At 51.8% G+C, this 22,659-nt stretch carries 25 protein-coding genes; 18 read left to right on the forward strand and 7 right to left on the reverse strand.

What is annotated here, in order from left to right; translation table 11 throughout:
* The first annotated feature begins 41 nt into the window (after positions 1–41).
* From J0L72_10685 to J0L72_10715, 7 genes are all read left to right on the forward strand, one after another.
* Positions 42–728 (forward strand): restriction endonuclease subunit S, encoded by a 687-nt coding sequence (locus J0L72_10685; GenBank protein ID MBN8691234.1) that lies wholly within the window; start codon positions 42–44, stop codon positions 726–728.
* Positions 729–803: 75 nt separating this feature from the next.
* Entirely contained in the window at positions 804–1,373 is a 570-nt protein-coding gene (locus tag J0L72_10690; GenBank protein ID MBN8691235.1) for a restriction endonuclease subunit S, read from the forward strand.
* A 14-nt stretch (positions 1,374–1,387) separates the two neighbouring features.
* Positions 1,388–2,848 carry a putative DNA binding domain-containing protein gene (locus J0L72_10695; GenBank protein ID MBN8691236.1) on the forward strand — a complete coding sequence of 487 codons (1,461 nt, stop codon included), beginning with the start codon at positions 1,388–1,390 and terminating at the stop codon, positions 2,846–2,848.
* A 342-nt stretch (positions 2,849–3,190) separates the two neighbouring features.
* Positions 3,191–3,649: a helix-turn-helix domain-containing protein gene (locus J0L72_10700; protein MBN8691237.1), complete on the forward strand. Its 459-nt coding sequence runs from the start codon at positions 3,191–3,193 to the stop codon at positions 3,647–3,649.
* Positions 3,646–6,651, forward strand: a complete 3,006-nt coding sequence (locus J0L72_10705) for a type I restriction endonuclease subunit R (protein ID MBN8691238.1) — start codon at positions 3,646–3,648, stop codon at positions 6,649–6,651. Before J0L72_10700 ends, J0L72_10705 begins: the two co-directional genes overlap by 4 nt.
* A gap of 142 nt (positions 6,652–6,793) precedes the next feature.
* Positions 6,794–7,030: a hypothetical protein gene (locus tag J0L72_10710; protein MBN8691239.1), complete on the forward strand. Its 237-nt coding sequence runs from the start codon at positions 6,794–6,796 to the stop codon at positions 7,028–7,030.
* A gap of 353 nt (positions 7,031–7,383) precedes the next feature.
* On the forward strand, positions 7,384–8,859 hold the full coding sequence (locus J0L72_10715) for a hypothetical protein (GenBank protein ID MBN8691240.1): 1,476 nt from the start codon (positions 7,384–7,386) through the stop codon (positions 8,857–8,859).
* Positions 8,860–8,994: 135 nt separating this feature from the next.
* Here the strand turns inward: J0L72_10715 and J0L72_10720 are convergent, their stop codons facing one another.
* Together J0L72_10720 and J0L72_10725 are read right to left on the reverse strand one after the other, a co-directional pair.
* Positions 8,995–9,969, reverse strand: a complete 975-nt coding sequence (locus J0L72_10720; GenBank protein ID MBN8691241.1) for a site-specific integrase — start codon at positions 9,967–9,969, stop codon at positions 8,995–8,997.
* A 115-nt stretch (positions 9,970–10,084) separates the two neighbouring features.
* Entirely contained in the window at positions 10,085–10,348 is a 264-nt protein-coding gene (locus J0L72_10725; protein ID MBN8691242.1) for a helix-turn-helix transcriptional regulator, read from the reverse strand.
* A gap of 120 nt (positions 10,349–10,468) precedes the next feature.
* Between J0L72_10725 and J0L72_10730 the strand changes: the two genes are divergently transcribed.
* From J0L72_10730 to J0L72_10740, 3 genes are all read left to right on the forward strand, one after another.
* Positions 10,469–10,936 carry a zinc ribbon domain-containing protein gene (locus J0L72_10730; GenBank protein ID MBN8691243.1) on the forward strand — a complete coding sequence of 156 codons (468 nt, stop codon included), beginning with the start codon at positions 10,469–10,471 and terminating at the stop codon, positions 10,934–10,936.
* A gap of 278 nt (positions 10,937–11,214) precedes the next feature.
* Positions 11,215–11,568, forward strand: coding sequence for a hypothetical protein (locus J0L72_10735; GenBank protein ID MBN8691244.1), 354 nt, complete (start codon positions 11,215–11,217; stop codon positions 11,566–11,568).
* An 809-nt stretch (positions 11,569–12,377) separates the two neighbouring features.
* Positions 12,378–12,722: a hypothetical protein gene (locus tag J0L72_10740; protein MBN8691245.1), complete on the forward strand. Its 345-nt coding sequence runs from the start codon at positions 12,378–12,380 to the stop codon at positions 12,720–12,722.
* An 88-nt stretch (positions 12,723–12,810) separates the two neighbouring features.
* On the opposite strand, the gene J0L72_10745 is transcribed toward J0L72_10740, so the two are convergent.
* Positions 12,811–13,509, reverse strand: a complete 699-nt coding sequence (locus J0L72_10745; GenBank protein MBN8691246.1) for a sigma-70 family RNA polymerase sigma factor — start codon at positions 13,507–13,509, stop codon at positions 12,811–12,813.
* A gap of 135 nt (positions 13,510–13,644) precedes the next feature.
* Here J0L72_10745 and J0L72_10750 point away from each other — a divergent pair, with 135 nt between their 5' ends.
* Together J0L72_10750 and J0L72_10755 are read left to right on the forward strand one after the other, a co-directional pair.
* Positions 13,645–13,896 (forward strand): hypothetical protein, encoded by a 252-nt coding sequence (locus tag J0L72_10750; protein ID MBN8691247.1) that lies wholly within the window; start codon positions 13,645–13,647, stop codon positions 13,894–13,896.
* Positions 13,897–14,094: 198 nt separating this feature from the next.
* Entirely contained in the window at positions 14,095–14,550 is a 456-nt protein-coding gene (locus J0L72_10755; GenBank protein ID MBN8691248.1) for an adenine methyltransferase, read from the forward strand.
* A gap of 456 nt (positions 14,551–15,006) precedes the next feature.
* On the opposite strand, the gene J0L72_10760 is transcribed toward J0L72_10755, so the two are convergent.
* A complete protein-coding gene (locus J0L72_10760) occupies positions 15,007–15,171 on the reverse strand; it encodes a hypothetical protein (GenBank protein ID MBN8691249.1) in 165 nt (54 codons plus the stop codon).
* A 43-nt stretch (positions 15,172–15,214) separates the two neighbouring features.
* On the opposite strand from J0L72_10760, the gene J0L72_10765 reads away from it, so the two are divergent.
* The 4 genes from J0L72_10765 to J0L72_10780 all read left to right on the forward strand — a co-directional run bounded on the left by J0L72_10765 (position 15,215) and on the right by J0L72_10780 (position 17,976).
* A complete protein-coding gene (locus tag J0L72_10765) occupies positions 15,215–15,565 on the forward strand; it encodes a VOC family protein (protein ID MBN8691250.1) in 351 nt (116 codons plus the stop codon).
* 157 nt (positions 15,566–15,722) lie between these two features.
* Positions 15,723–16,283, forward strand: a complete 561-nt coding sequence (locus J0L72_10770) for a SocA family protein (GenBank protein ID MBN8691251.1) — start codon at positions 15,723–15,725, stop codon at positions 16,281–16,283.
* On the forward strand, positions 16,283–16,666 hold the full coding sequence (locus J0L72_10775; protein MBN8691252.1) for a hypothetical protein: 384 nt from the start codon (positions 16,283–16,285) through the stop codon (positions 16,664–16,666). Before J0L72_10770 ends, J0L72_10775 begins: the two co-directional genes overlap by 1 nt.
* Positions 16,667–17,325: 659 nt before the next feature.
* A complete protein-coding gene (locus J0L72_10780; GenBank protein MBN8691253.1) occupies positions 17,326–17,976 on the forward strand; it encodes a fibronectin type III domain-containing protein in 651 nt (216 codons plus the stop codon).
* Between the two features lie 89 nt (positions 17,977–18,065).
* Here J0L72_10780 and mscL read toward each other — a convergent pair whose 3' ends face one another.
* Positions 18,066–18,479 (reverse strand): large conductance mechanosensitive channel protein MscL, encoded by a 414-nt coding sequence (mscL, locus tag J0L72_10785; protein MBN8691254.1) that lies wholly within the window; start codon positions 18,477–18,479, stop codon positions 18,066–18,068.
* A 121-nt stretch (positions 18,480–18,600) separates the two neighbouring features.
* A complete protein-coding gene (locus J0L72_10790) occupies positions 18,601–18,870 on the reverse strand; it encodes a hypothetical protein (protein ID MBN8691255.1) in 270 nt (89 codons plus the stop codon).
* Between the two features lie 185 nt (positions 18,871–19,055).
* Between J0L72_10790 and J0L72_10795 the strand changes: the two genes are divergently transcribed.
* Both J0L72_10795 and J0L72_10800 read left to right on the forward strand, forming a co-directional pair.
* Entirely contained in the window at positions 19,056–20,291 is a 1,236-nt protein-coding gene (locus J0L72_10795; protein ID MBN8691256.1) for a terminase family protein, read from the forward strand.
* Positions 20,288–21,370: a DUF935 family protein gene (locus J0L72_10800; protein MBN8691257.1), complete on the forward strand. Its 1,083-nt coding sequence runs from the start codon at positions 20,288–20,290 to the stop codon at positions 21,368–21,370. The genes J0L72_10795 and J0L72_10800 overlap by 4 nt, the downstream gene beginning before the upstream one ends.
* A 44-nt stretch (positions 21,371–21,414) precedes the next feature.
* On the opposite strand, the gene ftsZ is transcribed toward J0L72_10800, so the two are convergent.
* Positions 21,415–22,638, reverse strand: coding sequence for a cell division protein FtsZ (gene ftsZ, locus J0L72_10805; protein MBN8691258.1), 1,224 nt, complete (start codon positions 22,636–22,638; stop codon positions 21,415–21,417).
* Between the last annotated feature and the right edge of the window lie 21 nt (positions 22,639–22,659).

Genomic DNA, 22,659 nt, shown 5'->3' on the forward strand with positions numbered 1-22,659 from the left:
CGCTTGATTGGCTTGGAGCATTCCCTCGCAGATGGGAAGTATTGCCTGGTCTGGCAGTGCTTCAGGAGCGACAAGTCAAGAACGTAGGGCTTCGAGAAAAGACGGTGCTCTCGCTGAGTTACGGAAGAGTCGTCGTGAAGCCTGAAGAAAAACTACGTGGGCTCGTCCCAGAGTCCTTCGAAACTTACCAAATCGTTGAGCCCGGCAATATCATCATCAGACCGACAGACCTGCAAAATGACCATGTTAGTCTTCGAGTCGGCCAGGTTAAAGACAAAGGCATCATCACGTCTGCTTACATTTGCCTTGAAACAAAGGGCAGTCTAACCCCTGACTACGCTCACTACTTGCTCTTGGGTTATGACCTCAAGAAAGTCTTCTACGGACTCGGTTCAGGTCTGAGACAGAATCTCTCTTGGACCGACTTTCGCCGCCTTCCTATTCCCGTCCCGCCTGCCGATGAGCAGGCGCAGATTGTGCGCTTCATTCGCCTTCTTGACCATCGGGTGAATCGGCTCATCAAGGCCAAGCGGCGGCTAATCGAGCTGCTGAACGAGCAGAAGCAAGCCATCATTCACCGTGCCGTCACCCGAGGTCTCGACCCCACCGTCCCCCTAAAACCCTCCGGCATCGACTGGCTCGGGGAAGTGCCAGAGCATTGGAAGGTGAAGAGAGTGCGCCACGTTGCTGAAATGCTAGTCAGCAACGTTGACAAGCACTCCCACTAGAACGAGGAGACGGTTCGACTGTGCAACTACGTCGATGTCTATAAGAACGAGGCAATCAACGACCAACTGAAGTTTATGGTGGCAACCGCTTCAAAAGATGAGATTGAGCGGTTTCGAATCAAGATTGGCGATGTCATTATCACGAAAGACTCAGAACTCTGGTCTGACATTGGGGTTCCAGCCGTCGTTCGCTACGAGGCTGATGATTTGGTCTGTGGGTATCACCTCGCCATCCTGCGACCGAAGGCAGATGAACTCAGCGGCGAGTTTCTGCTCAGGTGCTTGCAAGACCGATTGATAGCTACCCAACTTCATGTCGCTGCAAACGGAATCACTCGCTATGGTTTGTCCCAAGGTTCAATCAAGTCGTGCCTGATACCTGTGCCGCCACTTGGCGAGCAAGGGGAATTGGTGTCCCATTTGATGGAGGCGACTCGGGATTTGACGCTTGCCATTTCGAAGGCGCAAGCTGAAATTGACCTCATTCGTGAGTACCGAACTCGACTAGTCGCCGACGTGGTGACAGGTCAACTCGATGTCCGTCACCTTGACTTGCCCGAGGTCGAAGAATCGCTCATTGAAGCGATTGATGCAGTGGAATCCGATGACCCAGATGAAGAACTTGAAGCCCAGGAGGTTGAATAGCAGTGCTTACCAACATTCAAATTGACGACGGAGCTCTCGGTCGCTTGCTTGAAGGGCTGCTCAAACTTGGGCGAGAATGCGAGTGGGTCGAGTTCAAAGAGAACTGGGATGAACCAGAGGACATCGGCGAATACATCTCTGCGCTTTCGAACTCAGCGGCAATAGCGGGGATGCCCCAGGGCTACCTGATTTGGGGTGTTCAAGATGGCACTTTGGACATTGTTGGCACAACGTTCGACCCAGCGAGTAAGAAGATTGGCAACGAAGAGCTTGAGAATTGGCTTTCCTACCAGGTTGCTCCCCGGCTGAATCTGCGGTTCATCAAGTTTGAAGTTGATGGAAAGGCGCTGGTGCTTCTCGAAGTTGACCGGGCATTCCGGCACCCTACTCGGTTTAGAAATGATGAGTTCATCCGAGTCGGTTCCTATAAGAAGAAGCTCAAAGAACACCCAGAGAAGGAGGCACTTCTTTGGAAGCAGTTCTCAGGGACGCCCTTTGAGGACTTGGCGGCGGCATTTGACCTGACCGCCGAGCAAGTGGTTGAACTGCTTGATATTGAGTCCTATTACCGATTGAACGACCGACCGCTCCCTGGCGAACTCATGAAGAGCCTGGAGGCGCTGGTAGTCGATGAACTTATCAAGCCGGAGACCTCCGGTCGGTGGTCGGTCACAAATCTTGGGGCTGTGCTTTATGCTCGCAATCTGGATTCATTCCGAAATCTTGGGCGCAAGGTTGTTCGAATCGTTCGGTACAAGGGCAATGACCGTATTGATTCCGTCAAAGAATGGTCCATCTCCAAGGGCTATGCAGTCGGATACGAAAGTGCCGTTGAACTCGTGATGGAGCAGATGCCTTCAAGGGAGATTATCGAAAGCGCCAGAAGGATTTCGCTGCCGATGGTGCCCAAAGTGGCAATCCGTGAAATTCTAGCGAATGCCTTGATTCACCAAGATTTTACCGTCGCAGGAGCAGGCATCATGGTCGAAATCTTCGACACAAGAGTTGAGATTTCGAATCCGGGTGAACCGATGGTTGACACCAAGCGTTTGCTCGACCTTCCCCCTCGGTCTCGGAACGAAGCGCTCGCTTCCCACATGAGACGAATCGGTTACTGCGAAGAGAGAGGCAGTGGCATCGACCGAGTTGTGAGCTTAGTCGAGGCATCTCAACTTCCTGCTCCCGAATTCTCTGTTCCCGACGGAAGCACGAAAGCGACCCTCTTTGGGACTCGACCGCTCAAAGATATGGATGCTGATGCCCGCATTCGGGCTTGCTATTGGCATGCTTGCTTGAAGCGAGTGAGACATGAGTACGTGACCAATGCGAGTCTGAGAGAGCGATTTGGCATTGACGAAAAGAACAGCGCCACCGTATCCAGACTCATCAAAGAAGCAGTCGAGAGTGGGTTCATCAAGCCTCATGCTGAGAACTCATCGAATCGCCTCAAGCGGTATGTCCCGTTTTGGGTCTGAGTTTATTTGATGGGTATTTGATGGAACGCCCCTCTGGGGACTGATTTAGGTTCAAAAGCGACCCCATTTCTATTTGATGGTCATTTGATGGCTTCTGCTGCGCCATCCTGGATGGCAGACGCCCGTCTGCGTAACCTGAGAGCTGCCAATGCCCACTCGTTTCGAGAGCATTGCATGGCTCCAAGCGACTCGCTTGTGATGCCAGAGTTTATTTGATGGGTATTTGATGGAACGCCCTTTTGGAGACTGATTTAGGTTCAAAATCAGTCCGAATCTTATTTGATGGTCATTTGATGGCGCTCCATCGGGTTTCGGATATTACACTTGGGGCATAATTATTCTGTGCGTGCAAGTCAGGACATCCGAATCGAGCCTTCCGCCCTCTCATTAGAGACTTTGGACAGGCTCTCCAGGCTCTTCAAAGAAGGAGAGCACTCTACTCTGGTGGGTCAGAGCGGAGAAAGGATAGTGCTACCATCGGAGCTTCGGAGGGTGTTCGCCTTCGTAGTCAAAGCCTTGGAGAAGCGGCAGTCGGTGTGCCTGATTCCTGAAGATGAGCCGTTCACGACCCAAGCCGCCGCCAATTTCCTTGGGATGTCTCGCCCATACTTCATGCGGTTGCTCGATGCTGGAGAGATTCCCTTCCACCGAGTCGGCACCCATCGCAGGGTGCTCTACAGAGACCTGGTTGCGTTCCAAGAGAGTCGGACAGAGGTTCGCACTGCCGCTCTTAGCAAGGTGACTCAGGAGCTGTCTGAAGCAGGTGTCTACGACCGCATGGCGGAGGAGAAAGGAGCGTGAGCACAGATGCAAGCGAAAAGGGCTTAGAACTGCTCATCGTCCGGCACCTGACCGGGCTAACTAACGAGCAGATTCTGAAACCGTCTTCACCGGGCGTTGCCGAGAATCCTACTGGCTACATGGGCGTTGGCTACGCCTTGGGGCGGTCTGAGGACTTCAACCGGGATTATGCAATCGACCTGGTTAAGCTCTGCGCCTTTCTCTCAGCGACCCAGCCAAAGGTCTTTGGCCAGCTTGAACTCGGAACTGAGGGAATCAAACGCCATCAGTTCTTAACCCGTCTTCAAGGCGAGATTGCCAAGCGAGGCATCGTTGACGTGTTGCGCAAGGGAGTCTCGCACCAAGCTGCCCATGTTGAGCTGTTCTTCGGAACACCTTCACCGGGAAACAAGAAAGCCAAGGAGAACTGGGACGCCAACATTTTCAGCATTACCCGGCAACTCAAGTATTCCAAGGATGAGACTCAGCTTTCGCTCGACCTTTGCCTCTTCCTCAACGGTCTACCGATAGCCACCTTTGAACTGAAGAACAGTCTGACCAAGCAGACTGTGGAAGACGCCGTTCAGCAATACAAGCGAGACAGGGACTCCAGAGAGCTTCTGTTTCAATTTGCCCGCTGTCTGATTCACTTTGCGGTTGATGATTCGGAAGTGCGTTTCTGCACCCACCTCCGAGATAAGGCTTCTTGGTTCTTGCCGTTCAACAAAGGTTGGAACGACGGGGCGGGAAATCCCCCCAATCCAGATGGTCTGAAGACCGACTATCTCTGGAAAGAGATTTTGACCAAGGAAGGGTTGACGGACATCCTGGAGAACTACGCCGAGCGAGTCGAGGAGAAAGACCCGAAGACCAACAAGGTGAAGCGCTCGCTCATTTTTCCTCGCTATCACCAGCGGGACGTTGTCCGCAAGCTCATTGCTGACGCTAAAGCAAATGGAGCTGGCAAGCGGTATCTAATTCAGCACTCGGCTGGGAGTGGAAAGTCGAACTCCATTGCGTGGTTGGCTCACCAACTCGTGGGCTTGGAGAAGGACTCGACGCCAATTTTCGATTCGGTGGTCGTGGTTACTGACCGGGTTATTCTCGACAAGCAAATCCGGGACACCATTAAACAGTTTGCTCAGGTGGGCTCGGTTGTCGGACATGCGGAGCGGTCTGGACAGCTTAAGGATTTCCTTAAAAACGGGAAGAAAATCATCATCACAACGGTTCAGAAATTTCCGTTCATTCTTGATGACATCGGCTCAGCCAACAAAGACAGTTCATTTGCTATCCTCATTGACGAGGCACATTCAAGCCAAGGCGGTCAGACCGCCGCCAAGATGAACATCGCCCTCTCGGGAACTTCGGCTGAGGAAGATGAAGAGGATACGGAAGACCATATCAACCGCATCATGGCAGCCCGAAAGATGCTGCCGAATGCTTCTTACTTTGCATTCACGGCTACTCCGAAGAACAAGACTCTTGAAGTCTTCGGAGAGCCGTATCCTGAAGGCGACGGCGTCAAGCATCGACCGTTCCACAGCTATACGATGAAGCAGGCGATTCAGGAAGGTTTTATCCTGGATGTTCTGAAGAGCTACACCCCGGTGAACAGCTACTACAACTTGGTCAAGACGGTCGAAGAAGACCCGGAGTTTGATGCCAAGAAAGCTCAAAAGAAGCTTCGTCGATACGTTGAGTCCCATGAGCACGCCATCCGGGAGAAGGCGGAAATCATGGTTGACCACTTCCATGACCAGGTCATTGCCAAGCAGAAGATTGGTGGTCAAGCCAGAGCGATGGTCATTACGGGCAACATCAAGCGTGCCATCGACTACTATCATGCCTTCAAAGACTATCTGAAGGAGCGCAAGAGCCCATACAAAGCAATTGTCGCCTTCTCCGGTGAGCACGAATACGGTGGTCAGAAGGTTACCGAGGCTTCGCTTAATGGATTTTCGAGCAACAAGATTGCCGAGGAGATTCAAGAAGACCCTTACCGCTTCCTGATTTGTGCAGACAAGTTCCAGACGGGATACGACGAGCCGCTGCTTCACACGATGTATGTGGACAAACCGCTCTCGGGAATCAAGGCGGTTCAGACTCTTTCTCGACTGAACCGGGCGCATCCCAAGAAGCACGACACGTTCGTTTTAGACTTTGTCAACGACATCGACACAATTCAGTTGTCCTTTGACCAATATTATCGGACGACGATTCTGGCACGGGAAACTGACCCGAACAAGCTTCATGACCTGAAGGCAGACCTCGATGCCGCCCAGGTTTACGATGATGCTTCAGTGAAAAGGCTCGTCGAGTTGTATCTTCAGGGCGCAGACCGAGACACTCTCGACCCGATTCTAGACGCATCTGTTGCGACGTACCTTGAGTCGCTTGATGAAGACGGTCAAGTGGAATTCAAGGGCAATGCCAAGGCTTTCGTGAGAACCTATGGATTCCTTGCGTCGGTGCTCACTTACAGCATCGCTTCCTGGGAACGACTGTCCATCTTCTTGAATTTCCTCATTCCCAAACTCCCTGCTCCTAAGGAAGAAGACTTGTCGAAAGGCGTCTTAGAATCCATCGACATGGACAGCTACCGTGTCGAAGTTCGGTCGGCTCTGTCTATCTCGTTGACTGACCAGGATTCTGAAATTGAGCCGGTGCCGACATCTGGTGGCGGTCATATTCCAGAACCAGAGCTAGACCGTCTCAGTAACATCCTGAAATCGTTCAACGAGCAATTTGGCAATATTGAATGGAAGGATGGGGACAAGATTCGTGATGTCATCACCCAAGAGATTCCGGAAAAGGTTGCTGCCGACAAAGCTTATCAAAACGCTATGCTCAACTCGGATAAGCAGAACGCTCGAATTGAGCACGACAAAGCACTACAGCGAGTTCTGGTTGAGCTTCTTTCAGACCATACGGAGTTGTTCAAGCAGTTCTCGGACAACCCTGCCTTCAAGAAGTGGCTTTCTGACTCGAACTTCGCCGTCACCTACAATGCAACGCCATAAGTTAGGGCTTGGGTGAAAAAGGTGGTCTGATTGCTGGGAGCGCCGGTCGCACCCCCGAGCGATTATGAGAATGTCAAGCTGCTTGACCGGTTGACAACTATTTCTTTCTGAGTCGGCGTCCGAGGCTCCTGCTTCCTCGTTGGTGAGTACCCTAATCACACTCGTTCAGTTCACTGACGGCCTCGGTGTCCTCGGGGTAGCAAATCGGGCAGATGCAGTCGTCGCAGTCCGATTCATCGTGACAGTCTTCGCATGCGAAGGGCACATCAGTGCTTTCAGCCCAGTCCCTTATGCACTCTTTGATGTTCGTAGCTGCGCTTCTTGGGCAACAGCACGCTTCGACGTACTCATGGAGAAGCTGATTCAGTCTTTGCTCTAGTGAGCCATGCTCGACGAGCTCGTCCCTGACAGGACTTTGTTCCGGTGGAAGTTGTACTGATTCTGATTTGATTTTCATGTGGTTTCTCACAGCAGCCAGAATTGTTCTGACTTTCCTTCAAACTGACTATCGTGCGAATCTCATGAAATCCGCACGATAGTCAGTACATGGAGAAACTCGACACCTGTTTGTTCGGCTGGAACAAGCGTCCCTTTTGCGAATACCTTGACCCAGGCTGCCCTGTCCTTCGCTTTGGGAAATTGAGACAGTCGCTTCTGAGGGAAGTGTGCCCCAAGACTCTTGCTCTGGCTTACATCATCGGAAATCAGAGTTGGCGAAGAGATGTATGGGGGATGGAAAGTCATGATGGCTCGTTCTTCACGATTTCGACTGGAAGCGGAAAGAAAGGCGCACGACCGTTCGGTTGGCGAGAAGTGCTCCGAACACTAACGGGAAAGCAGTGCGCAGTCACCACAAGTGACGCTCCGTACCACAAGCCATCGAACTGGCTTTCCGTCCCGAAGTATGTTCGAGTTCTCCGTATTGACGTGGACGATGACCGGGCATGGGAGAACGATGACGAAGTCGCCATTTTGAGCGAAATCCGGCGTGAGCAACTAATCTGCACCAAGCTCGGATTTCCCTATAGCGCATTCAAGACCGGGCGCCGAGGCCATCAAGGCATCATCCCACTGCCGGTAGCTATGCCGCTGAGCTTGGCTTCTCTCTTGATGGAGATGTACCTACACGTACATGAACGAAGTGGAATCAAGTCTCCGATGGTGGATAAGACCAATTTGACTGGGCAGATGCGAATGCCTGGAGGGCTCCACCGAAAGACGCAAGACCTTGCGCTTTTCATCGACATTGATAGCGGAACTCTCTACGACATCGACACCCAAGCTGAACTGATGGTGAAGGCGTTCTCATACCCATCCATGAAGGAATCTCTCCATTGGGATGCACTTGCATTCAAAGAGGCTGCGCAGGAACTTCTAGACTGGACATCCACTCAAGGAATTTCCCGAGACCGTAGAGTTTTGCCCGCCGAAATGCGTCATGCGGTGACTGACCTAGAAACCAATGCAATCGTTCGTCGCTTCCGAGAGTCCTGTGAGTTCTTTGGGCTCAAAGTTATCACTGCATCCGACCGGGTTTCAAATTCTCCGAAGCTAGAAAAAAGACATCAGACTTCAAGCGACTCTTGTAGCAGCCAATGGGCGCAGCAAATCTATAACGAAGGGTTTAAGCCGGGTGGATTTTGGGATTGGATAAACATGGGTGGCAAAAAGGCAATTCGAGCTGCCCATGTTCTATTTGGTGAGGATGGGGCAAGAAAAGCACTCGAAGACAAAGCGAGAAGTATTCCAGCCAAGTCGGAAGATGACCTATTCGACCGGCTGAACACGATTCGCTCTTGCATGTCTTCGTATCACTATCAAGCTGAGAACACTCCAGTGGATGCAGAAGAAATCCGCTCTCACTGGAATTCAGCCAAGAGAGAGGTGAAGTCAACTCTAAAAGACAAGCCCAAACCCCGATGGAAACTAGAACCTGCAATTGCGGTGCTTACAGTGTTGCTTGCAGATGCTGAGATTCATCAAAGACGATTCACAAAACTAGGGCTCCGTGAAATTGAACGCAGGGTGTCATCAACTTATCCTGAAATCAAGTGCTGCACCAATACAGTAAAGGCATCGCTACATCGACTCGTTGAGTCTGGACTTGTCCGAAAGCGAAGAGTTTCCACAGCAACGAGCGTCCCGGACGTGTATCAAATTCTGAAGGCTGCTCCGCAAGCCAACGAGGAGTGGATTGAACTCTATTAGCAACCTGGTCTCATCTCCTATTGCGTTAGGCTGCGATGCAGCCGAGTCAACTTCAATTTGGACATAGTTTAGCATTGATATGTAAGTAACCCTTAATATACTGTGCAACTTTTGAACCTGATTCTGAAGATGAGCTTAGAGCCCGACCATTCCTGATACATTCTGTTCGAACATCGTTGCTTCCCTAAGATAGTCGTTGATAGAGTTCGAGCGATGGCGACTGTGCTTCGCAATGACAGCCTGTGCGGCACCAACACTAAAAGCGTCCGTGATAAGACCTGCTCGGCAGCTATGCCCACCAACAAGAGCATCGTCAAGACCAACTAATCGAGCAAATTGCTTCAGCACTTGGCAGACTACTTGGTCAGTCAGCCTTGAATCCTGGATGCGACCTCCCTTGGCGACAGGTCGGAAAACCGCACCGCTGGATATCTCAGAGACCTGGAGCCAGTTCCGCATAGCGTTGACAGGACAAGTGTCTGTGCGGCTCCCACGTTGAATCGCAATCTTCACTCCCGCCGATGTATGGTCGGTCTTGCTTGTCCGCAAAGTCAAAACGAGCCCCTCCTCTACGAACGAGATGTCATCGACATCAAGCCCAACGACTTCGCTTCGGCGGAGGGCTCCAGCATATCCAACCAAAAGAATTGCTCTATCTCTGATGCCCTTCGTATCTGAGCGCATCAGGTCAACTCCCTCCCGGATGTGCCGAACCCTCACCGGAATCACCTGGCGCTTTGCTGTACCGTTCGCCCGCTTCACACCAAGAAGCGTCGAGCGAACCAGCTCGGATTTGGTTGGCGATTCGTGGCCAGCAGCTCGATGCGCTGTCGAGATGGATGATAGTCTTCGCTGAATTGTCGATGGTCGATGGGTTTCAGCAAGATTAGCGATATACGCTGCTACGGTGCTTGGGTGGCAAGGAAGAGCCACCAATCCGTGTGTCGAGCAGAAGGCGGTGAAGTGCTTCCAATCGCATGAATACGCTCGAAGTGTTGATTCAGCTCGTGAACGACGAGCAAAGTCCACTGCGCTGGACTGAAGGCGCTCGATTTCGGTCGATTGAGCTGGTGCCAACTCGGTCGAAGATTGAAACTGATACTCTTTCATTATCAGTTGTAAAACGACCCGCTGGAATGTTGAGGAAATTTGCCCCGAGCGTGCCCGGTCAATGTGTCGCTCGAATCGACCGTTCCAAACAACCCTGGACCGAAAGGATATCTCGTTACTCGTCGATTGGTTTCGAATCTTCGACCCTGCGATGCTGCAAACTCACGATGTAGTCGCCAAATAGCTCAATAGGGTCGATGCCAATGGCTCTGGCAAGAGCGACGAACTCGACCACATCTAAAACTCGGGCTCCACTTTCCACCTTGTGATAGACCGTCGGGTGAAAGCCTAGCCTTCGACCGACCTCTCTTTGCGACAAGCCCGCCAATTCTCTTGCGTCACGAATCGTCGTGAGCAAGATGTCGGTCTCAAGTGAAATTGAGGATTGTCGAGTGCGCTTAGCCAACCTGGCTACAGAGTTGCACCCAAACCTGTAGGTATCATAACTACATTCCTGGGCATCTGTGGTAATAACCTCGCTCGTGGATTCGAGTTCGACATGGCATATTGCACATCTTGCGGAGCGTCCCTGAAGGGTGACGAGAGGTTTTGCGGAACATGTGGAGCGGCGGCCCCAACTAGCTCAGCACCCAAAGTTCCGTCACACACCGACGCTCGTCCTCCGCTCGACGCTAGACTTGGTGAGGCATCGAGTGGCAGCGCCACGACAGAATCAGTGACCCTACAGATTCATTGGGGCGGAACAAGGTTCTTGGCTGGTCAATTCACCGTGCTCGTTGATGGAACTAGAGTTAAGACCAGTGACTTTGATAAGTCATTCATCTATGAGCTGAGTCTGAGACCAGGCCAGCACGCCATTCAAACTGAGATTTTAATTCTGGGAACAGGCGTCAGGCGACACCGACTCTACACTCTAAGCCTGAGTGCCGGAAAGCACCAGGCTCAACTGAGTTACAGTCGATTGTGGGGGAATTTTGAAAAGCAACTTCAGCTTCGCAGGCTGTGATATGGCCCCCAAGAAGGTTAAGAATGCAGAACTGTAAATCATGTCAGGCTCCCCTAAATGGGGATGAGAAGTTCTGTGGAAGTTGTGGAGCAGAGTGTGTGATTGCTACGCCAAAAGCGGAAACGGCGAGACCTTCGAGCAATATCCCTCCCCCCACTACTCCAGTTGCTCCGGCCCCTGCAGGGCATGAGTTTATCAGCTCTTCAAAGGCTCAAACACTGCCGTCTAAGCGCACATGGACAGGGCGCATTCCACTTTGGATTATCGTGGGATTAGTAATGGCCCTCTCGCCATTCGTCAAACGAGGGTTCGACCAAGCGCTTAATCGTCCGCCGGACTTGACTCCTGAAGCATGTATCCAGAGCATTTTCAAAGTTGACGGAATAAACACGTACCTCACCCAAAGGCGGCGAGTCCTTGACCGCATTGCTTCGATGAATTGCGCTGAGCTGAGTTCGATGATTCTCTACGCACGGCAGAACCAGGAGAAGTTCAAAAACCTCACGCCGCAGGAAATTCAGAACGTAAACGAAGTGGGAGAGGCGTTCAAACTTCGGGTGAGCGTTGCTGGATGTCAGGTGACCGCTGATGGTTCTTATGTCGAACCCACAATCGGAAGTGCAGGTAGGTGAAGTTCTGTACGAAATGCGGCTCGAAGCTTAACTCAACCAAGTTCTGTATAAACTGCGGAGCGGAAGTTGAGGAAGGGCAGGTTCCGCCAAAGTCCTCTTCATCTCCAAAACAGTGGTCTGCCACTGTAGGCCCCAATGGGCTGACTCAATGCCCCCAATGTGGCAAGACCCTTCGGGTCCACTGGACCGGAAAGCCGGGAAACTTTGTTTGCCCAATCGGGGCGGGAGGATGCGGAATCAACTTTTCTGTGACGGTGGACCCCAAGTGGAGCAAGTATACGACTGGCGGTGGGCAAAACTCAGCGCAGACTCAATCCAGTCAACAAAGTCAGCCTTCGCCGCCTCTCACCACCTTCATTTTGGCTTGCCCTAAGTGTCAACGAGCTATTGGACTTCCACAGTCCACCTACGGGATTTCCCAGTGTATCTGTGGATTCAATTTTCGGTTCAGAACGCAGGAAAAGGTGGGAGTTATTGTTCCCCAAGTTCAGTGGTTGTATGTGCCGCAACAAGACCCTTGCCCAGAATACCAAGTGTCCCTCGAAAGCACAACGATTCACTCAGACGGCTCAGTCAGCCTCGACTGCCCTGCTTGTGGGACGAACACTACGGTCGTATCACCAGGCTATTCCAAGGCAGCTACCAGTGCAGCTAGATGCTCACAGTGCCAGCAGCGCTTCCTATTCGCCCTTGCACAATCGCCCAATGGCGTAATGAATAGGGCTCGGCCCTTCGAAAACGGAATTCCGATGCGGCCATTCAAGCCCCTACCTTTGATATCCGAGCGAATCATTTATTGTTCAGAATGCTTGAATCAGCTTGGTCCTGGTCGAATTCCGCCAGATTCAACATTTAATAACCCCGGCGCTCCGGCAGCATACGACCGGAGAGTACTCCCGACGGTGGGTGAAGTCTGGACGAAGTGTCGCCAGTGCGTCGATGCGGAGACTGAAGCAAAGCGAATAAAGGAAATCAAGGCGATTCCTGGTCTTGCCTGGGGTGCGGTAAAACTCGGGGTTGGATGCATCTGGTGGGGCATATGCATCATCGGTTTATTAATATTCTTGCTGGTTACACCCCTGATGCCGTTAGCGCTGATAGCCTTGGTGATTCTTGGAATCCTTGCACTCGTGAAGTTCTTGTTTAAGGACTAACCCATTGAGCTGGTTGGAAATCGGGGCTTTCCAATATTGAGAAATTGAACCCGTTGCTTTGACCCACAAGCATTTCTCAAGGCTGAGTTCACTGGAAGGCGGTCGCCACCTCCCGTTGCAGCATGCGCTTAGCAACTTGCAAGTGGGAACGGAGCTGGCTATCCGAAACCTGAAGAATCTCCGCCGCTTCAGAGTACGTGTACTCTTCCAAGTAAATGAGAGATAGTGCATAGGCGACGTGGATGGGAAGCTTCTCCATGAGCAGTTTCACGTAGAGGTCTGAGTCCAAGTCATCCATTGCTGAGCACCCGAACCGCTCTTCGTAGTCTACGAAACTCGGGCTATCCAGCTCCAGGAACTGAAACACGAGCGCCCCAAGAGCATCTCGTTCGACCGAGGAGAGTGCCTCTCCAGACCAGTTCTTGGTTAACGCCTGGTTTCGTGCCTTTCTCTTCTGCGAAGGGCAGCGCACTCCGCCGACGCAGTCAATTGCCGAACGCAAGTGACACTCCGCCGAATAGAGAAGATAGCGGTCGATTTCAGATTCGGAGCGAGTAGAGTCAACTCGCTCTGCGGCGATGAGTACGCCTAAGATGAGTTCCTGTCGTGCATCTTCAAAGTCAAGCGACGTTCGTTTTGTCGAGTACTTGCGGGCAAGAGAGTTGATGTTGCGCCCAAGTCGTTCGAGGAGTGCGCTTCCGAACCGGAATTCGGCTCTGTTCGAAGGGGTGTGATTATCGGAGTCGAGATGGGCAGTTGCGCCCGATGTGCATGGTGTGTTTTCCATGCGGCTCTACCGAGCACGGGTAACTAAATGAGGAAAACAGAAGCCCGACTTTAGAGAGGCTCAGGTTCAAATCGGGCACTGTTTCGGCAATAGCTGCGTCTGACGGCGGCATGAATTGTCTGCCAAACTCATTAAATGAAAGGAAAACGCATCACAGTTCGCTTCTCAGATGAGGAGTACAAAGCAATCGAAAAAGCTGCCGGATTGCTCGACATGCAGGTGTCTTCTTTTGCTCGTTATGCAATCCAAGAATGCCTGGAAGGAAGAACCGAAGCACGGCGATTGTTAGCCACCGACTGCATTAGAGCCAGCAATTCAGCTCTGCAGGCGTACAACCATCTGGAGAATGCGTTAAGGCGACTTAACATCCCTAAGCCTCCGGGATAAGAAATGTGATTTGTGCTTCACCCCGTGCGATATTGACTGCATAGGAATTACAGCTCTGCTACCGGTCACTGATTACAACGGCAGAACCGGTTAGCTGCAAATGAATAATCACCAAATATACAAAATCACCCTATTGCCAAAGAACTCCGCCGAAGGTCCACGACTTTCCTTCCCATCCCTTCTCATGGAAGGTGGTCGATGAGTTTCAAGCACGTACTACTTGACGGGCGAGGCGACCAAACTTGGACGACTCCCAAGGAAGTCTTTGATGCGTTCGACAAGCGATTTTGCTTTACTGTCGATGCCTGTGCATCTCAGAAGAACTCGCTCTGCGAGCAATTTTGGACCGAACAAGATGACGCCCTCGCTCAGGATTGGGGCGCACAGTCGATATGGGTAAATCCACCGTTCGCTATGGCAAAGAAGTTTGTTGAGAAGGCAGTGAAGTCAGCATCAAATGGTGCGCTGGTGACGATGGTCATTCCTGCCAACATGAATTCCTGCTACTGGCATGACCATATTCTTGGAAAGCCGAATGTGGAAGTTCATTTCCCTCGACGAGGGCTAAAATTTGGCGGAGCGAAGAAGGTCTGCCCATGCCCTGTCGCTGTGGTCGTGTTTCATCCGGGTTCTCCGTCAACAACTCCTAGTTGATACTTTCAAAAAATACCGTGACTGTCACCCCAACGTCCGAGCCTCTCGGAATTTGGGGTTCCCAATTCCGGAAAATGGAACCCCCGATTTTGACCCACCAGGGGGGGCAGTGCGGAAAAACGTCAGTTGGAACGACAGCCTATTCATGGCAAGACCAGCAACAAAATTAAGAGTTCAGGCGACAGTTTCTGGAGGAGCTTCGAAGCAAGAAGTCCGAAGATGGGTGAATGCGACAAAGCTCCTGTTTGAACTTCAGAAGCGAAAAGAAGAGAGACCAGCAACCGAATCGAAGTAGCTTTTCACTTAAAATCGAGAACCGTCGTTCCAATGTCAACAGCCATTCACCTTTGGTGACTGGCTGTATTTCTTTGTTTCTGGTCCCTGGCATCCAAATCAAAATTGCCTGCAACGCCGCTATCTCATCGGTCAGTAAAGTCCCCGAGTAATTCGGTAAAGTCAGTCCGCCTGTGCCACGGATTGCGATGAATTTGAACGAGACTTCTTAGGACGACCTCCTTTGTCCCTTGGCTTCTTGCCAAATCGGAGGATTTGAACCTGGAAAGTGATGGTTCCGTAGTTCGGAATGGACTCACTCCCCGCACCCAAAATTTCAACTTCCATGTGATTTCACTGGAAGTTTTTTTGTGCCCATACTGAGGGCATTATGTCGATCCTTGGGAATCTAGACACCATCCTCGTTTTCGTCAACGATATGGATCAGTCGGTTGCTTTCTACACTCAGGTTTTGGGGTTTGAGTGCGGCTATTCGAGCGAGCACTGGTCGGTCATCAATGCGCCAGGGGCCAGGATCGGGCTCCATTCCGGCCGTGAATCTCATCACGAGAGCTCGGTCGCGCTCTGCTTCCAGACCGCGAGCACCGAACAGCTCAAAGCTCATCTGGCAGAATCCCAGACAAAATTCTCCCCCGAGGAGCACGAAACTCCCCGAGGGCGGTTGATCGAGTTTTACGATCCAAGCGGAAATCGCTTGCAGGCTATCGAGCTTACTTCTTGAGCAAATCTCGGATTTTGCTACACTGAAATTCTGGAAAATTAGTAGAACTAGGAATATGACGCGTACCAGTAAGTAGCGCCGGCATGGCTACGTTCCTCAAATACGGATGGTTCCGCGAGGAATCGCGTCTAGCCTAATCCTGTTGTATAGTATTAGAATGGTATTTAGCGAATCCAAGGCAGCAGCACTTGCGGCGCATATTCTAAGAATGGCGGGAGGCAAGATGGAATACCTGAAGCTCCTGAAGCTGATGTACCTGTGCGAACGCGAGTCTCTCAAAGCAATCAGCACATCCATTACTGGAGATAATTTTGTCTCGATGAAACACGGCCCAGTGATGAGTGGAACGTATGATCTCATCAAGGGAAATTGGGAGTGGTTCGAACATGATACATGGGAAAAGTCAATCCATCGGGACAAATACATTGTAAGTGTGGTATCCGATATCGACGTTTCGGTGTATCTAAGTCCATTTGAAATCGAAATCGCTACAGATATCTGGAATCGTTTTAAGAGCGTCGATAAGTGGGAAATTGTGAAATGGATGCACGATACATTTCCCGAGTGGCGCGAAACGAATAGCAGAATCGCTATCAATCTCGAGGACATTTACAAGGCGGTTGGAGTCAGTGATGAGGACGTGGCCAGGAGACTTCACTTTATCCAGGGCCTGTCCGCATTTGAGCGCCTCCTTGCAGATGCAAAGGACGTGTCGTAATGTCCATCAAAGCAGACGTCGGCCTAGTCCTGACGCACTCCGGGGGGCACCCCGTTATGATCGTTTCCGATTACCCTGCTCATGGTGACGACCTAGTGATTATGGTCAATTTTACGTACTACACAAATGTCCAGGACGCCCATATTTTGTTCCACAAGGGGTACAGATTATCCGGCGGATATGCGTTCGACAAAGACTCGACGGTTCACCCAGACGTAGCAAAGTGTACGAGGTCTCAGGCCGAGACCGTTATCTTGGCATGCAACAATCACGGCCATGCCAGCCAAATCGACATTGATAAAGTTAGGAAACTGGTTGCAGTTAACTCGGCGAAAATCAAAGATGCGGATGTCAGGTCGCACGTTCAGAGTCTGGGCTGGTAACGATTTAGCATCAAGTAGATTTGTGCACGATGCGTGTCTCAAATCTACTTACTGGTGGTGAAATCAAATTCTTAATTTTCACATTGTTCTAAAGCGCATATCAGTTCATTCGATTAGTCCTCAAATTTCTTAAGCAGCAATTCCTAGTCCGACCGAAGCTCTTCACTCGGTGGGACTTGCGCCGCCAGATTTTTGAATTTCCGGACATTGCCTCCGAAGTCTTGCGCAGAAAAGACAATAATCGGTGCAAAACTACGGCAATTTGGTTCAAGAGTTGAGATTTTTGGTTCAAATTTTTCGATCTGTTGTTCTATTGATTTTAGGCCTTTGCGAAATAGTGTCCGTTTTGCGACCAGTCGGGCAATCTTTGGTTCAAGAAAACTATTCTCTAGTTCAAAATTTGAAGACTTTTGTACATGCTTTTCGGCAATTGAGACATGTACGTCCACGTTTACTACGTTGGTTCGGCGCTTTCTCGCCAACCGGGTGCATGGAACCGACCTCAAATTGCGGCAAGAACTGGGAAAATTGATGTCGAAAGATCAACTTTAGATCGCATTTCCTGCACTTCCCCTCTCTACTTCGCGATTTCAAGCCGAAAGATCAAGTAGTGCCGAATTCAGACCCGGATTTTGGTCGGCAGTTCGGCGAGGTCATTTATGGCAATTTATATTACAGAGGAGCTGAACGACTCCGCCCTTGTCATTGCGATGAACAATTTCATCGCCAACATTACGGATAACGATGCCGTTTTGGGTTTGGACACCGATGAACTCCTGGCCTTCACCACCCGATACAACGCTTTCAAGGCGGCGGTTGACGAGGTCGCGGATATCAAGCTGCAATCAAAATCGGCCACGGCCGACAAGAACGATAAGAAGGCGGACGCACGAGCTCTGATCGCTCAGTATGCCAAGGAGTGGCGCGGGAATCCGGCGATTCCGGACGCACTTTTGGACTTGCTGCAACTTCCAAATCACCAAAACAATGGCCCGCGCTCGGCTCCGACCGTGCCGACGGATCTTTCTTTCACGATCAATAACGTGGGCGAAGTGACCTTGCGATGGAAGCGAAACGGCAACAATTCTCGGACGATTTTCACCGTTGAAACCGGCCCTTCGACATCTGGTCCTTGGACTGTTTATGATGTCACCACCAAGGCTTCGAGCGAATACAACGGCCCGAGCGGAATTGAGACCTTCTTCCGTGTGATCGCCAGACGAAATGGCATCTCTAGCAATCCTTCATTCCCGATCTCGCTTTGGGCGAATGGAAATGGAGAGTTTTTGAAGAAACTCAACGCCGCTTAGTCCGGCGACTTTTGCCAAATTGTTTGTTTTCCCGCAACAAACCCCGCTCCGACGATTTGGAGCGGGGTTTGTTGCTATGACTTTTGAGCTTACTTCTTGAGCAAATCTCGGATTTCGGTGAGCAAGGCTTCGGAAGGCGTTGGACCTGCAGGAGCGGCTTCTTCTGCCTTCTTGAACTTGTTTGCGGCCTTGACCAGCAAGAACATCACGAACATCAAGACCAAGAACTTGACGAACTCATCAAGGAACGCTCCGTAGCTCAGCACAACCGCGCCAGATTCGGTGGCGGCGGCCAATGAAGCGTATGGGCCAGGGGTCTTGCCGTCCTTCAAAACCATAAACAGGTTTCCGAAGTTAGCACCACCCAACAGTCCGAGCCAAGGCGTGATGAGATTCGTGAGGAACGAACCGATGAAGGCAGAAGTGGCTCCACCTAAAACGAAAGCGACAGCAACGTCAACCAAACTGCCTTTAAAAGCAAATTCTTTAAATTCCTTAAACATGGCAATGAAAGGACGATGCAAAACATTCTAAGGACTCATCGGCGCATTTTTCGCCGTTAGGAAACAAAATAGCCCCTTGCACCAGCAAGAGGCTTCTTTTAAATTTTTGGTCAGGCTGAGATCAGATGTTGTAGCCTGGCTTCTTGAGCCAAGCGGCCGGTACTGGCTTGATTCCGCTGACGACCGAAGCAAATTCAGCCGACTTCATCACCGAAGTGGCGATGGTCAATCGGACCTTGCCGTGTGGAGTTCGGACAGTCACGACCTGGAGGTTTGGAGCCTGAGTTCGATTCTTCTTAGGCGCGCGGAACTTCCATTGCCCCGAGTGGCGGTGGCGAATGTGCTTCGCGTTGTTACTCGACTTTCCACTAACTTGACAAATCCTGGCCATGAACTTTCTCCAATAAAACGGGTGCGCAACGCGACAGAGCGAGCGCGCAATTCGGGAGTATACACAACTGGTCCGCACTTGTGCAACCCGTCCTGGTTGACTACCGCACGAAAACCGCCCTATGGCTGATTGTGCACGAAACGTTAAGGCAACATTGGCAACCCCACGCAGGACAGATTGAATTCTTGCAGCGGACGGACCGCATCAAGGTTCTCGCTTGCGGCCGGCGATGGGGCAAGACCGATGCGTGCGCCGTCTCGATTCTGCAATCGTTTGCCGAATCTACTCCGACGAAGCACCTTATTTTGGCACCAACGCTCGAGCAAACCAAGTTCCTGTTTGAGCGGATTGTCGAGTTGATCCCACTCGCCTTCCCTGCTTCATCCTTGAAGATAAAGCGCTCGCCGCACCCGCAGCTTGAAGTTCAAGTGACCCCGGACGGTGAGGTGCATCGGTTGAAAGCCCGATCAGGTCACCTTGGCTACACCCTTCGCGGCGACGAGGCCACCAACATTGTCGTGGACGAGGCCGCCTATGTGCCGGAAAGTCTGATCACGGAAGTCGCGATGCCGATGCTTGCGACCACCCGCGGGCAACTTACGCTCATCAGCACACCGCGAGGCAAAAACCATTTCTACAAGTTCTTTCGGTTTGGGCAGACCGGAGAACACGGAGTCTGGAGCAAGGCGGCCCCAACGGTCGAATCCCCATTCGTCAGCGCGGACTTTCTCTCAACTCAGAAAGAGCTTCTTTCTGAGCGAGTGTTCCGTGTCGAATACCTCGCGGAGTTCATGGATACGTCCGGAAAAGTCTTCCCGACTGATGCTGTTGAACGATGTGTCAAGCCTCGCCTGAACGCCGATCCTGCACCGCCGTACTCCATCGGAATTGACTGGGCGCGGTTCAGCGATTACACCGCGATTGCGGTTCTTTCTGGGTCTCGCGACGATGCGAAACTCGTTCAGCTTGTAAGGTTCAACGGCCTCGCCTGGAGCGATCAAGTCCAACGTGTGTCGGCGATTCTCGAGCAGTATCCAGGGGCAAAGGTGCTCTGCGATGCCACTGGAGTTGGCGATCCTGTGCTGGAGATGCTGCGCGCACGAAATCCGCATCTGCGCATCGAAGGGCTGGTCTTCAGCCAACCGAAGAAGCAGGAATTGATCGACAACCTCGCCTGGATGTTCGAACGTGGCGCGATTCAGCTCACGCCATACCCAGACCTCTTGCGAGAACTGGAGTATTTCGAAGCCACCACGTCCCCTTCCGGGAACGTTCGGTTGGCCGCCGCAAGTGGCTATCACGACGATCTTGTAGTGGCTCTCGCACTAGCCGCCAAGCAATGCCAATGCGCCTACAGCGGCGTCATCGCCACTTCCCACCCTCGCCAATTTTCGCATCAAATCGAATCAGAAACGCTATGAAACTCACCTTACCTTTCTCCAAAAAAGTAACCAAACCAACGAAATCTTCCACCCCTCAATACTCTCTCACCGAGCGACGGAGCCTCGAATATCCGGGCGTCACCCATGGACTTCCAGGATCGGCATACGAGGAAATGGAACTTGATCCCATGATTCAGACGGCGATTACGATCAAGCAGCAAGCGGTCTTAGCCGCCGATTACCAGATCGTTCCGCAATCCGAAACTCCCACCGCGATCCGCAATGCCAAGTTCATCGAATCGGTGTTTGAGCAGATGGAAGGAAGCCCTCGCACGATTCTGCAATCGGCAATGGATGCCTTCGTTCGGGGCTGGTCGGTGCAAGAGTTGATCTACACCGAGCGAGACGAGCAAATCGTTCTGACGCGGTGCCAGCCCAAAGATGTGAGCCAATTCGGCCTCATCCTCGACGAATTCGGTCAGCTCTTGGGGCTTTCGTTCCGATCTCCAGACTTTGAAGAATCTTCGGTTCCGCTGGGCAAGTTTGCGGTGTTTATCAATCGACCGCACACTTCAAGGCCAAAAGGACGAAGCGATCTGGATTCGGCATACCCGCACTTCAAGACCAAGCAATCTCTCGCGAAAGCGTGGAAGGCTCATTTGGAGCGCTACGCCAGCCCGACGCTTCTTGGGTCGTATCAAAGAGGGCTACCTGAAGATGAACAGCGCGGATTCTTGGCCTCGCTGAAGAACCTTCACGATAACACCGCGATCGTGTATCCAGATGAAATCAAGATCGAAGCACTCCACGGCCGGGAGTCAGACAACAACGCCTTCTTGGAAGCGATCGAATTTCACAATCGAGAGATCGCACGCTCGATTCTAGGGCAGACTCTGACCACCGACGAAGGACGACGAGTGGGTTCGCTCGCGCTTGGCAAGGTCCATTTGCAAGTTTTGATGCTTCAAATCACCTCGCTTCGGAAACTTCTGGCAGATTCTGTGATGACGGAGCAGATCATCCGGCCACTGATTGAGTTGAATTTCGGCCCAGGAGAGGTACCGCGATTTGAATTCAATTCGCCAGAACTAGAAGCGTTCACGACCGGAAAACTCTAACAAAAAAGCCCCGGAGCGATCATTGCTCCGGGGCTAAATTTGACTTAGTTTTCAGTCTTTTTGTGTTGTCTCAAAAAGGCTGGAATGTCGATATCGCTCTCGTCAAAAAGCGGTTCTGGCTCCGAAGTCGCTTCCGAAGTTGCGGCTTGGAACCGATCCCAGATGCCTTGCCGAGCAGTACTTGCTGGCGTAGCAGGAGCCTTATCGGTCGTCGTGGAGGTGTTCGTGTCCTCGATGACTTCCTCAACGACAGCCTCCGCTGGGGCGGCCTGCACAGCAGCAGTCTGCGTGCCGGTGGCTTGTGCAGCCTTTCGACCTTCGCTGGAATAAGGATTGAATCCAGTCGCGAGAACGGTGATTCGAACCTGCGATTCCATGGTCGGATCGGTGACCAAACCGAAGTAGATGTTGGCTTCTTCTTCGTCGCACATCGCGGCGATGGACTTCATCGCTTCTGTGGCTTCGGTCAATGTCAGGTCTTCGCTGGCGGTAATGTTGACCAACAATCCCTTCGCGCCAAAAATCGTCTGTTCCAGCAACGGACTGCTGGTAGCGGCCTTCGCGGCTTGCATCGCGCGGTGCTCGCCCAATCCATAGCCGATGCCCATCAATGCTGGACCAGCGTTGCTCATGACCGCACGAACGTCAGCGAAGTCAACGTTCACCACACCTGGAATGGTGATGATGTCGCTGATTCCTTGCACGCCTTGTCGCAAAACATCGTCTGCCACTCGGAACGCTTCGGTGAGGGTGGTTTTCCTCTCAACAACGCTCATCAATCGGTCGTTGGGGATGGTGATCATCGTGTCCACCCGGCCGATCAACGAGGTGATTCCTTGTTCGGCGAGCTTGGAGCGTCGAGGACCTTCGAATGCGAACGGACGAGTCACCACAGCAACTGTGAGCGCACCCATTTCTCGCGCGATGTCCGCAATGACGGGTGCCGCACCGGTTCCAGTACCGCCGCCCATTCCAGCGGTGATAAAGACCATGTCCGAACCTTCGACTACCTTTCGAATTTCGTTCTTGCTTTCTTCGGCTGCGCTCTTCCCGATCTCAGGATTTCCGCCTGCGCCCAGACCGCGTGTCAAATTGACACCAAGCTGAATCTTGGTCTTCGAAGCGCTTCGCTCCAAAACTTGTTTGTCGGTGTTCATCGCGATGAATTCGACACCTTGGATGCCGGATTCGATCATGCGGTTGACCGCATTGCTGCCGCCGCCTCCCACGCCGATGACCTTGATGATTGCGTTGTTCACTGTTTCCACGTTTACTCGTACCTGTCCCTT

The sequence above is a fragment of the Armatimonadota bacterium genome (genome assembly GCA_017303935.1).
In the GTDB taxonomy this organism is placed as follows: domain Bacteria; phylum Armatimonadota; class Fimbriimonadia; order Fimbriimonadales; family Fimbriimonadaceae; genus JAFLBD01.